Genomic DNA, 15,365 nt, shown 5'->3' with positions numbered 1-15,365 from the left:
CGGCGTCGCGATGGTCCAGCTCCTCGGCCCGCAGGATCGCCTCCTGCGCGTCGTGGAAAAGGAGCATCCGGACGTCGACGTGCACGTGCGCGGCAACGAGATCACGCTCTCCGGCGAGGCGGCCGCCGTCGCGCGGGCACGGGCACTCGTGGACGAGCTGCTCGCGATGACGCGCTCCGGCCAGGGCCTCGACCCCTCCGACGTGACCAGCTCGAGCCGGATCCTGCGCTCCGAGGGCGGCCCGCGGCCGTCCGAGGTGCTCGGCGAGGCGATCCTGTCGTCGCGCGGAAAGATCATCCGCCCCAAGACGCTGGGGCAGAAGGCGTACGTCGACGCGATCGAGGAGAACACGATCGTCTTCGGCATCGGGCCGGCGGGCACCGGCAAGACCTACCTCGCGATGGCCAAGGCCGTGCAGGCGCTGCAGCGCAAGGAGGTCAACCGCATCATCCTCACGCGGCCGGCGGTCGAGGCGGGGGAGCGCCTCGGATTCCTCCCCGGCACGCTCACCGACAAGATCGACCCCTACCTGCGCCCGCTCTACGACGCGCTGAACGAGATGATGGACCCCGAGATCGTGCCCAAGCTCATGGCCACGGGCACGATCGAGGTCGCCCCGCTGGCCTACATGCGCGGGCGTACGCTGAACGACTCGTTCGTCGTGCTCGACGAGGCGCAGAACACCACGCCCGAGCAGATGAAGATGTTCCTCACGCGCCTCGGGTTCGGCACCCGCATGGTCGTCACGGGCGACATCACGCAGATCGACCTGCCCCAGGGCTCGTCTGGCCTGCGTCTGGTGACCCGCATCCTCGACCACGTCGACGACATCCACTTCTCGTACCTCACGAGCGAGGACGTCGTGCGGCACACCCTCGTCGGCCGCATCGTCGACGCCTACAGCGAGTACGACGAGCGGCGCCTCGCCTCGCGCCGCGAGCGCGACGAGGCCAGCGAGTTCGCCAACCGCGCCGAGCGCCGCGCCGGGCGCGCCGCCGGCCCCCGTGACCACCTGCCGCGCCGAGGACGCTCATGACGATCGACATCAACAACGAGTCCGGCATGGACGTCGACGAGCAGGTGCTCCTGCGCCTCATGGAGTACAACCTCGCCGAGCTGCACGTGAGCCCGGACGCCGACGTCGCGATCGTGCTCGTCGACGAGGGCGCGATGGAGTCGCTCCACGTGCAGTGGATGGACGAGCCCGGGCCGACGGACGTGCTGAGCTTTCCCATGGACGAGCTCCGCCCCGGCACGGAGGACGCGCCCACGCCCGCCGGGCTCCTCGGCGACATCGTGCTGTGCCCGCAGGTCGCCGAGACCCAGGCGGTCGCCGCGCGGCACTCGACGCAGGACGAGCTGATCCTCCTGACCACGCACGGCCTCCTGCATCTGCTGGGGTTCGACCACGCCGAGCCCGACGAGGAGCGGGAGATGTTCGGGCTGCAGAAGGAGCTGATCGCCGGCTTCCACGGCGCCGAGCGGCGCCGGCACCGGGCGTGACCCTGCTCCCGTGACAGAGACCCTGCTGCTTCTGGCGGCGCTGCTGCTGGTCGCCTTCGGTGGGCTCATGTCCGCGATCGATGCGGCGCTGGGCGTGACCTCCCGCGCGGATCTCCTGGAGCTCGCCGACGGCGGACGCACCTCGACGTCGCTGCGCCGGATCGCCGCCGACCCCGACGCCCACGGCAACGCGGTGATCTTCATCCGCGTCCTCGCCGAGACCTCCGCCGCGGTGCTCGTGACGCTGGCCTTCGTGCAGCTGTTCGACAGCATCTGGTGGGCGGCCCTCGCCGCGGCCGTACTGATGACGGGCATCTCCTTCGTCGCCGTCGGCGTCAGTCCGCGCTCGGTGGGGCGTCAGCACGCCCGTGGACTCCTGCGCGCCGCGGCGCCCCTCGTGCGTGCCGCACGGCTCATCATCGGTCCGCTCGCCTACGGCCTCACCGCTCTGGGCAACCGCGTGACGCCGGGCATCTCGTCCGGATCGTCGTTCGCGTCGGAGGAGCAGCTGCTCAGCATCATCGACGAGGCGGCGGAGAACGAGCTGATCGAGGAGGACGACCGCGAGCTCATCCACTCGGTCTTCGACTTCACCGACCGGTACGTCCGCGAAGTGATGGTGCCGCGCACCGACATGGTGTCTGTGGACGCGGACGCCAGCACGCGCGCCGCGCTCGGGCTGTTCCTGGAGAAGGGCGTCTCGCGCATCCCGCTCCTGGACGACGAGGCGGACGACGTCGTGGGGATGCTGTACCTGAAGGACCTCGTGCAGTTCGGGTTCCGCGACGAGCAGGGCTGGCGCGACGCGCCGGTGCGGCGCATCGCGCGTCCGGCGGTGTTCGTGCCCGAGTCGATGCGCGCGGAGACGCTCCTGCAGCAGATGAAGCGGGATGCGGTGCACGTGTGCCTCGTCGTGGACGAGTACGGCGGCGTGTCGGGGCTGGTGACGCTCGAGGACCTCATCGAGGAGCTCGTGGGCGAGATCTCCGACGAGTACGACGCCAAGCCCACGGAGGTGGTCGAGCTCGAGCCCGGACGCTACCGAGTGAGCGCTCGTCTCGGTCTCGACGAGGTCGGCGACCTCTTCGGGCTCGACCTCGACGACGAAGACGTCGACTCCATCGGCGGCCTGCTCGGCAAGGCGCTCGGGCGCATCCCGCAGCCCGGCAGCACCGCGGAGCACTCGGGCCTCGTGATGACCGGCGGCGCCTCGCGTGGCCGCGGGCGAGGGATCGCGACGGTCTTCGTCGAGCGCGCCGAGGCGCCCGAGGCCGACGGCGCGTCGGCGCCGCGCGAGGCGGCGGAGGACTGATCCGTCCGCGCGATCGCGTTCGGCATGCAGAATTGAGTGTGACCGATTCCGCCTCCGACGCGTCCTCGCCCGACCGCGCCGTGCACCGCTCCGGCTTCGTGACTTTCGTGGGACGACCCAACGTCGGCAAGTCGACACTCACGAACGCGCTCGTGGGCGAGAAGGTCGCGATCACGAGCGCGAAGCCGCAGACCACGCGCCGCGCCATCCGGGGTATCGTCAACCGGCCCGGCGGTCAGCTCGTGATCGTCGACACCCCCGGCATCCACAAGCCCCGCACGCTCCTCGGCCAGCGGCTGAACGACCTCGTCGAGCAGGTGCTCGGCGACGTCGACGTCATCGGCTTCTGCGTGCCGGCGGTCGAGAAGGTCGGTCCCGGCGACCGCCGCATCGCGGAGTCGCTGTCGGGATACCCGCGCGCCAAGAAGGTCGCGATCGTGACCAAGACGGATGCGGCGACCCGCGACGAGATCATGGAGCGCCTCATGGAGGTCGACTCCCTCCGCGAGGACTGGCACGCCGTGATCCCGCTGTCGGCGCTGACGCGCGACCAGCTCGACGTCCTCTCGGACGAGCTGCTCGCCCTCATGCCGGAGGGCCCCGCGCTGTACGGGGAGGGCGTCACCACCGACGAGTCGCTCGAGGACCGTGTCGCGGAGATCATCCGGGAGGCCGCCCTCGAGGGCGTGCGCGACGAGCTGCCGCACTCGATCGCGGTGACGATCGAGGACATCGCACCGCGGGAGGACGGCGAGCTCACCGACGTGTTCGCCAACATCGTCGTCGAGCGCGACAGCCAGAAGGCCATCATCATCGGCCGGAAGGGCGCGCGGCTCAAGGACGTCGGAGCCCGGGCACGGGCCGGCATAGAGCCGCTCGTGGGAACGCGGGTGTTCCTCTCCCTGCACGTGCGTGTCGCCAAGGAGTGGCAGCGCGACCCCAAGCAGCTCGGCCGACTGGGCTTCTGACGCCGGAGATCCGGCAGGAGGGTGGCGCGACATGGCGCGACACTGGGTGGCATCCGCGCCGGGCGCACCGGAGACGTGGTCGTACGAGGAGGCCGACGTCCCGGCGCCGCGCGCGGGGGAGGTGACGATCCGCGTGCACGCCGGGGGCGTCAATCCCGCCGACTACAAGCACGTCGCCCAGCGCCGGGCCGGGCAGGAGTTCCCGGTCGCGATCGGCTACGAGGTGTCGGGCGAGCTGAGCGCCGTCGGACCCGACACGTCCATCGCATCGGGGGAGGCCCGTGCCGGAGACGAGGTCGTCGCGTTCCGTGTGCAGGGCGGATACGCGACCGAGTTGACGGTGCCGGCCGACACCGTGTTGCACAAGCCGCGCGCCCTCGATCATCCGGCGGCGGCGAACCTCCTCCTCGCCGGGACGACGGCCGCGGAGATGATCGCAGTCACCCGCGCGGTGGCCGGCGAGACGGTGCTGCTCCACGGCGCGTCGGGCGCGGTGGGCGTGAGCGCGCTCCAGCAGGCGGCGGTCCGCGGCATCCGGGTCATCGGCACGGTGGGCTCGGATGCGTCGGCCCAGCGCGTGCGTCGCTACGGCGGTGTGCCCGTCCAGTACGGCACGGGGCTCGCCGAGCGCGTGCGCGCGGCGGCGGAGGGCGCTGCGGTGGCGGCGGCCTGGGACGCCGTCGGCACCGAGGAGGCGGTCGCCGTGTCGCTCGAGCTCGTCGCCGAGCGCGACCGCATCGTGACGATCGCGAACACGCCCGCCGCGGAGCGCGACGGTTTCCGGTGGATCGCGGGTGCCCGTCCGGAGAGCGCGCGCTTCCGCGCGGCCGCCCGGCCCGGCCTCATCGCCCTCGCCGACGAGGGCCGGCTCGAGGTGCCGGTGGCACGCACCTTCCCCCTCGCCCAGGCCGTCGCGGCGCTGCGCTTCGTGGCCGACGGCCACCCCGGCGGCAAGGTCGCGCTCCTGCCGTGAGCCGGTTCAGCCCTCCACGAGCGGGCGCAGCGCGGAGGTGACGACGACGGCGCCTTCGCCGTAGGCGCGGTCGGCCTCCTCCTGCAGGCTGCCGTCGTCGTACGCGACCACCACATCCGCCCGGCCGTCGCGGGGAGAGGACTGCAGGAATCCGTCCCATCGCGCACCGAGCTGCTCACCGATGCGCGCCGCGTCGGCGTCGGAAAGCGGGCCCACCCCGTCGGGCCACGGGAACGGCATCGGGTCGTACAGCGCGAGCGGGACGGGGTCGCCGTCGACGGCGAGCCGCTCGCCGTCCCACGTGCCGGGCACCGCCCACGTGCCCCAGCGGACGCCCGCCGTCTCGCTCGCGCCGTCGACGGCCTCCCACCGCCACCCCGCGAGCGGGATCCCCGCGCACGTCGGCGGCTCGGACAGGCCGACCGGGCCGAGGCACAGCTGCGCGCCGTCGCCGTCGTCGATCACGGTGCCGGCGCCGATCACCGCCGTCTCCGTCGGTGCGGCGGCTCCGCCCGCGCCGGTCGCGCACCCTGCGATCGCGATGGCCAGTGCTCCGAGGGCCGCGAGCAGCCCCGCCCGGCGATTGATTCCCATGCTGGGAAGTGTCGCCGCGCGGGCATCCGTCTCACAGACGCGCGTTTCGGCCTCGGCGGCGCGCGGGTGTAAGGTCGTGCCATGCGCGTCAGCGGGCTTCTCCTCCTTAGCCGCCGCGACGGGGCCTCGATCTAGGGCCTTCCCCGTCGCGGAGCTCGTCGTCGGCCCGTCCCCCTGACAGCGGAGAGCGACATCATGGAGAACCACCAGAAGCCGTCGGGCATGCCGACGCACAAGTACCGTCCGTACCACGAGCAGATCCGGGTGGACCTGCCCGATCGCACGTGGCCGAGCGCCCGCATCACGACCGCGCCTCGCTGGTGCGCCGTCGACCTGCGCGACGGCAACCAGGCGCTCATCGACCCGATGAGCCCCGAGCGCAAGCGGGTCATGTTCGACCTGCTCGTCAAGATGGGCTACAAGGAGATCGAGGTCGGCTTCCCGAGCGCCAGCCAGACCGACTTCGACTTCGTGCGGCAGCTGATCGAGGAAGACCTCATCCCCGAGGACGTCACGATCCAGGTGCTGACGCAGGCGCGCGAGCATCTCATCGCGCGCACGTACGAGTCGATCGCGGGCGCGCGTCGCGCGATCGTGCACCTCTACAACTCGACGAGCGTGCTGCAGCGTGAGGTGGTGTTCCGCACCGACAAGCAGGGGATCATCGACATCGCCCTCGAGGGCGCGCGCCTGTGCCGGCAGTACGAGAAGACGGTCCCCGAGACGCAGGTCTTCTACGAGTACTCGCCCGAGAGCTACACCGGCACCGAGCTGGAGTTCGCCGTCGACATCTGCAACCAGGTGCTCGAGGTGTTCGAGCCGACGCCGGAGCGGAAGGTCATCCTCAACCTCCCCGCGACGGTCGAGATGGCGACGCCCAACGTCTACGCCGACTCGATCGAGTGGATGTCGCGGCACCTGAACCACCGCGAGAACGTCATCCTGTCGCTGCATCCGCACAACGACCGCGGCACGGCGGTCGCCGCCGCGGAGCTCGGCTACATGGCCGGCGCCGACCGCATCGAAGGGTGCCTCTTCGGCAACGGCGAGCGGACGGGCAACGTCGACCTGGTCGCGCTGGGCGTGAACCTCCTCACGCAGGGCATCGATCCGCAGATCGACTTCAGCGACATCGACCAGGTCAAGCGCACCGTCGAGTACTGCAACCAGCTTCCCGTCCCCGAGCGCAGCCCGTGGGCCGGCGATCTGGTCTTCACCGCGTTCAGCGGGTCGCACCAGGACGCGATCAAGAAGGGCTTCGAGGCGATGGCCGCGCGCGCCGAGGCCGCCGGCGTCTCGGTCGACGAGATCGAGTGGGCCGTACCGTACCTGCCGATCGACCCGAAGGACCTGGGCCGCTCGTACGAGGCGGTCATCCGCGTCAACTCGCAGTCGGGAAAGGGCGGTGTCGCCTATCTCCTGAAGGCCGACCACGCGCTCGATCTGCCGCGCAAGCTCCAGATCGAGTTCTCCGGTGTCGTGCAGGCCAAGACCGACGCCGAGGGCGGCGAGGTGACGAGCCAGCAGATCTGGGACATCTTCACCGACGAGTACCTGCCCTCCGCCGTGGCGGAGGAGCGCTGGGGTCGTTTCGAGCTGCTGGGCACGCGCTCGGCGAGCGAGATGACCGGCGACGTCGAGCTGCAGGTGCGCCTGCGCGACGGCGACGCCGTGGCCGACGAGACCGGCCACGGCAACGGGCCGATCGCCGCGTTCCTCGAGATCGTCCGCGCGCGCGGGTTCGACATCGCGCTCTACGACTACGTCGAGCACACCATGAGCGCCGCCGGCGACGCGCAGGCCGCCGCCTACGTCGAGCTGCAGGTCGACGACGTGCGCCTGTGGGGCGTCGGCATCGACGGCGACATCTCCACGGCGAGCCTCAAGGCGATCGTCTCGGGCGTGAACCGCGCGATCCGCATCCGCGAGGCCCAGCGAGAGCTCGCCTCCGTCTGACGCGTCGAGGACGCGGCCTGCGGTCAGGCCGCGTCCTCCGGCGGACGCACGATCGTGATGGCCGAGGTCTCTACGGCGACCTTCCGGCGGTACAGCATGCGCTGCTCGGGCAGCGAGAGGTCGAAGATCACCGCCAGGATGCGGATGACGGCGGTGACGACGACGCCCGCGATCGCGGCGGCCACGAGCGGCGCGCCGAACGCGTCGGCGACGGCGAGCACGAGGCATCCCACCCCCGCGGCGACCGCGTAGAGCGACCCGACGTGCATGATGGCGACCGGCAGCCCCATGAGGACGTCGCGCAGGACGCTGCCGCCGACCGCCGCGAAGACCCCCACGAACACGGCCGGCACGAGCGGCAGGCCCAGCGCGAGCGCCTTGCTGGTTCCGAACGCGCCGAACAGGCCGATCACGATCGCGTCGAGGCCCACGATGACCGCGGTCAGCCGCTCGAAGATCCCGGCGAGCAGCATGCCGACGATGGCCGCGCCCGTCGCGGTCAGGAGGTAGCCGTTGTGCTGCAGCGTCGCGGGCACGACACCCAGCAGCAGGTCGCGGATGAGCCCGCCTCCCATGCCGATCACGATGCCGATGATCGCCACACCGAGGAAGTCGAGTCGCCGCTGCCCGCGGAAGCCCGAGGCGAACAGCGCCCCCTGCACCCCGCCGAGCCCGACGGCGACGAGATCCGCCCACAGCGGGATGACGAAGGCCGGCTCGTTCACCCCACCATTGTCTCGGGGATCGCGCGACATCGCGGGCGACGCGACGTGCCGCCGCCTCACCCGCCGGGGTCGGGCGGATAATGGAGCGTGCCCACCTACCGCGACGAGGTCGTGGTCCTGCGTACCCACAAGCTCGGGGAGGCGGACCGCATCGTGACGATGCTCGGCCGTCGCCACGGCAAGATCCGCGCGGTCGCGAAGGGCGTCCGGCGGACCTCGTCGAAGTTCGGCGCCCGCCTCGAGCCCTTCATGGTCGCCGATGTGCAGCTGCATCAGGGCCGCTCGCTCGACATCGTGCAGCAGGCCGAGTCGCTCGGCGCGTACGGCGCCGACATCGCCGCCCACTACGACCGCTACACCTCCGCGCACGCGATGGTCGAGACGGCGGACCGCCTCAACGAGGCCGAGGCCACGGCGCAGCAGTATCTGCTCCTGGTGGGCGGGCTGCGCGCGCTCGCGCGCGGCGAGCACGCCGCGCGGAGCGTCCTGGACTCCTACCTGCTGCGCGCGATGGCGCTGTCGGGCTGGGCGCCGGGGCTCGAGGAGTGCGCGCGCTGCGGCCGCCCCGGCGACCACGAGTCCTTCGTGGCGCAGCTCGGCGGTCTCGTGTGCCTCGACTGCGCCCCCGTCGGCGCCGCGCGCATCGCGTCTCCCACCGCCTCGCTCCTGCGCGCGCTGCTGCGCGGCGACTGGGATGCCGTCGATCACGCCGCCGCCGAGAGCTCGGCCGCCGCATCCGGTCTCATCGCCGCGTACGCGCAGTGGCACCTCGAACGCGGGATCCGCTCGCTCGCCCACGTGGAAGGTCCTGGATGACCCCGAAGCCCTACACCCACAAGGATGCGGTGCCGTTCCGGCCGTTGGACTGGACGGGGGAGCAGCCGCCCGCGTTCCCTCGCGGCTCGGTGCCCGCGCACGTCGCCATCGTCATGGACGGCAACGGCCGGTGGGCGAACCGGCAGGGCCTGACGCGTGTCGAGGGACACCGTGCCGGCGAGGCCGCCCTGCTCGACGTCGTCGCCGGCGCCGTGCAGGCGGGTGTGAAGCACCTGTCGGTGTACGCGTTCTCAACGGAGAACTGGGCGCGCTCGCCCGACGAGGTGCGCTTCCTCATGGGGTTCAATCGCGAGGTGCTCCATCGCCGGCGCGACCAGCTCAACGAGTGGGGCGTGCGCGTCCGCTGGGCCGGCCGAAAGCCTCGGCTGTGGGGATCGGTCATCAAAGAGCTGCAGTACGCCGAGCAGCTGACGGCCGGCAACGACGTGCTCACCCTCACGATGTGCGTCAATTACGGCGGGCGCATCGAGCTCGTCGACGCCATGAGACGCATGGGGGAGGACATCGCCGCGGGGCGCCTCAAGCCCGCCGCGATCTCGGAGAAGCTCGTCCGCCGGCACCTGTACCAGCCGGACATGCCCGACGTCGACCTCTTCGTGCGCTCAAGCGGCGAGCAGCGCACGTCGAACTTCCTGCTGTGGGAGTCGGCCTACGCCGAATTCGTGTTCCTCGACACGCTGTGGCCGGACTTCCGCCGTCGCCATCTGTGGAACGCGATCGAACGCTACCTCGACCGCGACCGGCGTTTCGGCGGCGCGATCGACGCCCCGGAGGGCCCCGACGGCATCTGAGGCCCGCCGTCATCCGCGCGCGAGGTCCGCCTCCCGGATCATCGGGAATACAGGGGAAAGGGTCACGTTGCACCCAGCGTGAGCGAACCCATCAAGATCGACGTGTGGAGCGACATCGCCTGCCCGTGGTGCTACATCGGCAAGCGGAACCTCGAGAACGGGCTGGCGCAGGTCGCGGATGACCCCCACGTGCCGCGCGTGGAGGTGGAGTACCACTCGTTCGAGCTTTCGCCCGACACTCCCGTCGACTTCGAGGGCGGCGAGGCGGACTACCTCTCGACGCACAAGGGCATCTCGCGCGAGCAGGCGCAGCAGATGCTCGACCGCGTCGCCGGCGTGGCCGCGGAGGCGGGCCTGCAGTACCGGTTCGACACGCTGCAGCACACCAACACGGTCAAGGCGCACGAGCTGCTGCACTTCGCGAAGGCCCACGGGCGTCAGCTCGAACTGGCGGAGCGGCTGATGTCGGCATACTTCACCGAGGGCCGTCACGTCGGACGCGACGACGAGCTCGTCGCGCTCGCGGAGGAGGTCGGGCTCGACGGTGCCGAGGCACGACGTGCGCTCGAGGAGCACACCTATCTCGCCGACGTCCGGGCGGATCAGCAGCAGGCCGCCGCGTACGGCATCAACGGCGTGCCGTTCTTCGTCATCGACGGCAAGTACGGCGTGAGCGGCGCCCAGCCCGCCGACGCGTTCGCGCAGATCGCACGGCAGGTGTGGTCGGAGCGGACGGCTCAGCCGGCCGGCTGACTCAGCGGGGCAGTGCGTCCTCGATCACCCGCACGATGGCGGGGTCGTCCGGCTTCACCGGCGGCCGGAAGCGGTGGACGGTGCCCTCGGGCGTGAGGACGAACTTCTCGAAGTTCCACAGGATCGGGCCCCGCTTGCCCTCGGCGTCCTTCGCGCGCTTGAGCGCCTTGTACAGGGGCGCCGCGTGGGAGCCGTTGACGCGCACCTTCGCGTTCACCGGGAACGTGACCCCCCACGTCGTCGAGCAGTACTCGAGGATCTCCTCCATCGAGCCCGGCTCCTGACCCATGAACTGGTTGCACGGGAAGCCGACCACCTGCAGGCCGCGGTCGCCGTACGTGCGCTGCAGCTCCTCGAGCTGCTCGTACTGCGGCGCGAGGCCGCACCGCGAGGCGACGTTGACGATCAGCAGGACGTCGCTGCCGTAGTCGGCGAGCGTCGCGGTCGATCCGTCCGCCGTCTCGAACGGGATGCTGCGCAGATCTGTGGATTCCTCGGCCATGCCCCCAGCGTACGGCGGGAGCGACGTCGCCCCGGCTGCGTCTGGGAGAATACAGAGGTGACCATCGCCCCCGCCCCGACGCGTGCTCTGCGCATCGGCCCGATCACGCTCGACGCGCCCGTCGTGCTCGCGCCGATGGCCGGCATCACCAACACCGCCTTCCGCCGCCTGTGCCGCGAGTACGGGGCCGGACTCTACGTGAGCGAGATGATCACGACGCGCGCGCTGGTCGAGCGCAACGCCACGACGATGCGCCTCATCCGCCACCACGAATCCGAGACGCCGCGGTCGATTCAGCTCTACGGCGTCGACCCCGCCACCGTCGAGGCGGCCGTCCGCATGATCGTCGCCGAAGACCACGCCGATCACATCGACCTCAACTTCGGATGCCCCGTGCCGAAGGTGACGCGCAAGGGCGGGGGAGCGGCGCTGCCGTGGAAGACGGGTCTCTTCCGCGACATCGTGACCCGCGCGGTGCGGGCCGCCGGCGACATCCCCCTGACGGTGAAGATGCGCAAGGGCATCGACGCCGACCACCTGACGTATCTCGAGGCCGGGCGCATCGCGGAGGACGCGGGCGTCGCGGCCGTCGCCCTCCACGCCCGCACCGCATCGGAGTTCTACTCCGGCACGGCGGATTGGGACGCGATCGCGCGTCTCAAGAACGCGGTCGCCTCGGTGCCGGTGCTCGGCAACGGCGACATCTGGTCGGCGGAGGACGCCGCGCGCATGATGGCCGAGACCGGATGCGACGGCGTCGTCGTGGGGCGCGGCTGCCTCGGCCGGCCGTGGCTGTTCGGCGATCTCGCCCGCACGCTCGGCGGCGACTCCGCACGTGCGGCGGACCCCGTCGACGCGACCCTCGGCTTCGTCGCTCGGGCCTTCCGGCGCCACGCCGAGCTGCTCGTGGAGTTCTTCGAGGATGAGGGGCGCGGGTGCCGCGACATCCGCAAGCACGTCGCGTGGTACTTCAAGGGCTACCCCGTCGGCGGAGACCTGCGGGCGCGCCTGGCGACCGCCTCCACGCTGCAGGAGATCGACGGCCTGCTGGGCGAGCTCGACCTCGACGCGCCGTACCCCGGCGCCGCCGCGGAGGGCCAGCGCGGCCGGGCGGGCACGCCCAAGCGCCCCGCGCTGCCGGACGGCTGGCTCGACTCGCGCGAGCTCGGGGACGCCGCATCCCGCACGCTCGCCGACGCGGAACTGGAGACCAGTGGCGGTTGAGACGAGCGCGGGGGCGTCGCGCCCGGTCGGCTACGCGGACGCCGACGCCGAGCGCTTCCTGCACGAGCAGCACCGATCGCAGCGCGACGATTTCGCGCGCGATCGTGCGCGCGTGCTGCACTCCGCGGCGCTGCGGCGCCTCGCTGCCAAGACGCAGGTGCTGAGCCCAGCCAGCCCCGCCGATTTCGCGCGGAACCGGCTGACGCATTCGCTCGAGGTCGCCCAGGTCGGCCGTGAGCTGGCCACCGCGCTACAGCTCTCTCCTGACGTCGTCGACACGGCGTGCCTGAGCCACGACCTCGGACACCCGCCCTTCGGCCACAACGGCGAGCGCGCGCTCAACGACTGGGCCGAGGACATCGGCGGCTTCGAGGGCAATGCGCAGACCCTGCGGATCCTCAGCCGCCTCGAGCCCAAGGTCGTCGAGCCCGACGGCACGAGCTACGGCCTCAACCTCACGCGCGCGAGCCTCGACGCTGCGTGCAAGTATCCGTGGACGGCCGAGCACCCGGTGCCCGACCCGGGCGGTCGCTTGAAGTTCGGCGTGTACCCCGAGGACGAACCGGTGTTCCGCTGGCTGCGCGACGGGGCGCCCGGGCGCGTGCGCTGCATCGAGGCCGAGGTCATGGACCTTTCCGACGACATCGCGTACTCCGTGCACGACTTCGAGGACGCGATCGTGAACCGCTACCTCGACCCCGCACGCCTGGCGGCCCCCGGCGAGCACGAGGCGCTGCTGTCGGCGATCCAGACGTGGGTCGGCTACGACTTCGCCCGCGACGAGCTGGCGGACGCCCTGTACCGTCTCATGCGCATGCCGGAATGGATCCGGGAGTTCGACGGCACCCGCCCCGCGCTCGCGCGGCTGAAGAACCTCACGAGCGACCTCATCGGCCGCTTCGCGCGCGCGGCGACGACGGCCACGCGCGAGGCGTACCCGGTCGAGACGCTCACGCGATACCGCGCGCACGTCGTCGTGCCGCGGGTCATCGAGGCCGAGATGGCGGTGCTCAAAGGCATCATCGGCGCCACGGTGGTCTCCATCGACGTGCGCCGCCCGCTCTACAAGGAGCAGCGCCGCGTGCTCAAGCGCCTCGCCACGGTCCTGTGGGAGTCGCCCGAGAGCCTCGACCCGCTCCACGCGGCCGACTTCGCCGGCGCAGCCGACGACACGGCGCGCAAGCGCGTCATCGTCGACCAGGTCGCGAGTCTCACCGACCAGCTGGCGCTCGCATGGCACAGCCGTCTCGTGGGCGAGGTCGACTCGGCCTCGCTCGGCATCTGGGCGCCGGGCCTCTCCCGGAGCGGTCCGCACTGATGGCCGGGCGCATCCGCCAGGCCGACGTCGAAGAGGTCAAGGCCCGCACGAACATCGCCGACATCGTCGGGGAGCGCGTCGCACTGAAGTCCGCCGGCGTCGGCTCGCTGAAGGGACTGTGTCCCTTCCACGACGAGCGCAGCCCGAGCTTCCATGTGCGTCCGCAGGTCGGCTACTACCACTGCTTCGGATGCGGCGAGTCGGGCGACGTCTACTCGTTCCTGCGGGCGATGGACCACCTGTCGTTCACCGAGGCGGTCGAGCGGCTCGCGGCCCGCATCGGCTACACCCTGCACTACGAGGACGGCGGTGCAGCGCCCGAGACGTCGGGGCGCTCGCGGCTGTACGCGGCGAACGCGGCGGCGGCGGAGTTCTACCGCGGGCGCCTGGCCGACCCCGACGCGGAGGCCGCGCGGCGGTTCCTGGGGGAGCGAGGGTTCGACGCGGGAGCCGCGGCGCATTTCGGTGTCGGGTACGCGCCGAAGGGCTGGTCGGCGCTGACCGACCACCTGCTCGCCCAGAGGTTCACGCGGGAGGAGCTCACGCAGGCGGGCCTCGTCTCCACCGGCCAGCGCGGCGTCTACGACCGCTTCCGCGGTCGCGTGGTCTGGCCGATCCGCGACGTGACCGGTCAGGTGATCGGGTTCGGCGCGCGCAAGCTCTACGACGACGATCCCGGGCCGAAGTACCTCAACACGCCCGAGACCCCGATCTACCGCAAGGCCCAGGTGCTGTACGGGCTCGATCTTGCCAAGCGCGACATGACGCGCGGCGATGTGCGGCGTGTCGTGGTCGTCGAGGGGTACACCGACGTCATGGCGTGCCACCTCGCGGGCGTCACGACCGCGGTCGCGACGTGCGGGACGGCGTTCGGCGCCGAGCACATGAAGATCGTCCGCCGGATCATCGGCGACGAGCAGTCCGCCGAGGTCGTGTTCACCTTCGATCCCGATGCCGCGGGGCAGAAGGCGGCCGTGCGCGCGTTCGCCGAGACGCGCACCCTCAACGCGCAGAGCTTCGTGGCCGTCGCGCCCGACGGCCTCGACCCATGCGACCTCCGCCTTCAGCGCGGCGACGCGGCGGTGGCCAACCTCATGCGCACGAAGGTGCCCATGTTCGAGTTCGTCATCGATCAGCGGATCAAGGGCCTCGACCTCGGCACCGTGGAGGGCCGCCTGGCGGGGCTCGCCGCGGCGGCGCCGCTGCTCGCCGACATCCGCGACGAGCCTTTGCGCCGCCGCTACGAGCACGTCCTCGCGCGGCGGCTCGGCGAAGACCTCGCCGAAGTGCACCGCGAGGTGGAGCGGGTACGTCGGCGCTCGGCGGCCGCGCCCGCCGCGAGTGGCGCCGACCGCCCCGCACCCCGCGGTCGGGAAGAGCCGGCACCCCCGGCCGAATCCGAGCTGCGGGTCACGATCGCGTCCCTGCCGCGGACGGCGGATGCGGCCCTGGAACGCGACGCGCTCATGGCGTTCCTCCAGTACGGCCACCGGATCGATGCGGCCGTGCTGGCGGAGGCGGTCGCCACGCCCTTCGGCCACCCGGCCCTCGAGGCCGTGCGCGCCGCGGTGGCGGCCGTCGACGACCGCGCGCGCCCGGGATGGTCGGTGGAGGCCGTCCAGACGGTGCGCGAGCCGTTCCGCTCGCTCGGAGCCGAGCTGCTCACCGCCGAGTTCCCGGCACGGGACGAGCTGCACGCCGTGGCGAGCGCCGAAGACCTGGCGCGACGGCTGCTCATCCGCCGGCTGGAGCGGGAGAAGACCGAGCTCCTGGGAGCGATCCAGCGGGTGCCCCCCGAGTCGGAGGAGGGGCGTGGCCTGCGCATCCGGCTGCGCGATCTCGACCGCGAGCGCCAGAAGCTCCTCGCCGCCGAGTAGCGCGGCGCCCGCCGGCGGGGCAGGATGATGAC

Annotated in this window: 15 protein-coding genes; 12 read left to right on the top strand and 3 right to left on the bottom strand. The window is 71.7% G+C overall.

The genetic code is table 11. The features are described from left to right. Positions 1–10: 10 nt before the first annotated feature. The 5 genes from EI169_RS08860 to EI169_RS08840 are packed head-to-tail and all read left to right on the top strand — an operon-like array spanning position 11 to position 4,756. Positions 11–1,036 (top strand): PhoH family protein, encoded by a 1,026-nt coding sequence (locus tag EI169_RS08860; protein WP_240640728.1) that lies wholly within the window; start codon positions 11–13, stop codon positions 1,034–1,036. After that, a complete protein-coding gene (gene ybeY / locus EI169_RS08855) occupies positions 1,033–1,503 on the top strand; it encodes an rRNA maturation RNase YbeY (RefSeq protein ID WP_125131998.1) in 471 nt (156 codons plus the stop codon). Before EI169_RS08860 ends, ybeY begins: the two co-directional genes overlap by 4 nt. Positions 1,504–1,513: 10 nt before the next feature. Next, complete coding sequence (locus EI169_RS08850) at positions 1,514–2,815, top strand: hemolysin family protein (protein WP_125131997.1); 1,302 nt, start codon at positions 1,514–1,516, stop codon at positions 2,813–2,815. Positions 2,816–2,853: 38 nt separating this feature from the next. Beyond that, the gene (gene era, locus EI169_RS08845; RefSeq protein WP_240640377.1) at positions 2,854–3,783 is read left to right on the top strand and encodes a GTPase Era; all 930 of its coding nucleotides are present in this window, start codon (positions 2,854–2,856) and stop codon (positions 3,781–3,783) included. 31 nt (positions 3,784–3,814) lie between these two features. Beyond that, the gene (locus EI169_RS08840; RefSeq protein WP_125131996.1) at positions 3,815–4,756 is read left to right on the top strand and encodes an NADP-dependent oxidoreductase; all 942 of its coding nucleotides are present in this window, start codon (positions 3,815–3,817) and stop codon (positions 4,754–4,756) included. A gap of 6 nt (positions 4,757–4,762) precedes the next feature. On the opposite strand, the gene EI169_RS08835 is transcribed toward EI169_RS08840, so the two are convergent. Then, entirely contained in the window at positions 4,763–5,350 is a 588-nt protein-coding gene (locus tag EI169_RS08835; RefSeq protein ID WP_125131995.1) for a hypothetical protein, read from the bottom strand. Between the two features lie 195 nt (positions 5,351–5,545). Here EI169_RS08835 and leuA point away from each other — a divergent pair, with 195 nt between their 5' ends. After that, a complete protein-coding gene (gene leuA, locus EI169_RS08830; protein ID WP_125131994.1) occupies positions 5,546–7,306 on the top strand; it encodes a 2-isopropylmalate synthase in 1,761 nt (586 codons plus the stop codon). A 23-nt stretch (positions 7,307–7,329) separates the two neighbouring features. Here the strand turns inward: leuA and EI169_RS08825 are convergent, their stop codons facing one another. Beyond that, positions 7,330–8,031 carry a TRIC cation channel family protein gene (locus tag EI169_RS08825; protein ID WP_125131993.1) on the bottom strand — a complete coding sequence of 234 codons (702 nt, stop codon included), beginning with the start codon at positions 8,029–8,031 and terminating at the stop codon, positions 7,330–7,332. 87 nt (positions 8,032–8,118) lie between these two features. On the opposite strand from EI169_RS08825, the gene recO reads away from it, so the two are divergent. The 3 genes from recO (at position 8,119) to EI169_RS08810 (ending at position 10,412) form a co-directional block, all read left to right on the top strand. Beyond that, positions 8,119–8,847, top strand: a complete 729-nt coding sequence (recO, locus tag EI169_RS08820; RefSeq protein WP_125131992.1) for a DNA repair protein RecO — start codon at positions 8,119–8,121, stop codon at positions 8,845–8,847. Beyond that, entirely contained in the window at positions 8,844–9,659 is an 816-nt protein-coding gene (locus EI169_RS08815; RefSeq protein WP_125131991.1) for an isoprenyl transferase, read from the top strand. The genes recO and EI169_RS08815 overlap by 4 nt, the downstream gene beginning before the upstream one ends. 78 nt (positions 9,660–9,737) lie before the next feature. After that, the gene (locus EI169_RS08810) at positions 9,738–10,412 is read left to right on the top strand and encodes a DsbA family oxidoreductase (RefSeq protein WP_125131990.1); all 675 of its coding nucleotides are present in this window, start codon (positions 9,738–9,740) and stop codon (positions 10,410–10,412) included. 1 nt (position 10,413) lies between these two features. On the opposite strand, the gene EI169_RS08805 is transcribed toward EI169_RS08810, so the two are convergent. Next, positions 10,414–10,914 carry a glutathione peroxidase gene (locus EI169_RS08805; protein WP_125131989.1) on the bottom strand — a complete coding sequence of 167 codons (501 nt, stop codon included), beginning with the start codon at positions 10,912–10,914 and terminating at the stop codon, positions 10,414–10,416. A gap of 57 nt (positions 10,915–10,971) precedes the next feature. Here EI169_RS08805 and dusB point away from each other — a divergent pair, with 57 nt between their 5' ends. Genes dusB through dnaG form a run of 3 tightly spaced genes read left to right on the top strand, consistent with a single transcriptional unit; the run spans position 10,972 to position 15,333 of the window. Continuing rightward, positions 10,972–12,138 carry a tRNA dihydrouridine synthase DusB gene (gene dusB, locus EI169_RS08800; protein ID WP_125131988.1) on the top strand — a complete coding sequence of 389 codons (1,167 nt, stop codon included), beginning with the start codon at positions 10,972–10,974 and terminating at the stop codon, positions 12,136–12,138. Next, positions 12,128–13,456, top strand: a complete 1,329-nt coding sequence (locus EI169_RS08795; protein ID WP_125131987.1) for a deoxyguanosinetriphosphate triphosphohydrolase — start codon at positions 12,128–12,130, stop codon at positions 13,454–13,456. Before dusB ends, EI169_RS08795 begins: the two co-directional genes overlap by 11 nt. After that, on the top strand, positions 13,456–15,333 hold the full coding sequence (gene dnaG / locus EI169_RS08790) for a DNA primase (protein ID WP_125131986.1): 1,878 nt from the start codon (positions 13,456–13,458) through the stop codon (positions 15,331–15,333). Before EI169_RS08795 ends, dnaG begins: the two co-directional genes overlap by 1 nt. The last annotated feature ends 32 nt before the right edge of the window (positions 15,334–15,365 follow it).

It is taken from the genome of Microbacterium sp. 10M-3C3, assembly GCF_003931875.1.
In the GTDB taxonomy this organism is placed as follows: domain Bacteria; phylum Actinomycetota; class Actinomycetes; order Actinomycetales; family Microbacteriaceae; genus Microbacterium.
This window is presented reverse-complemented; position numbering and strand designations above follow the sequence as displayed.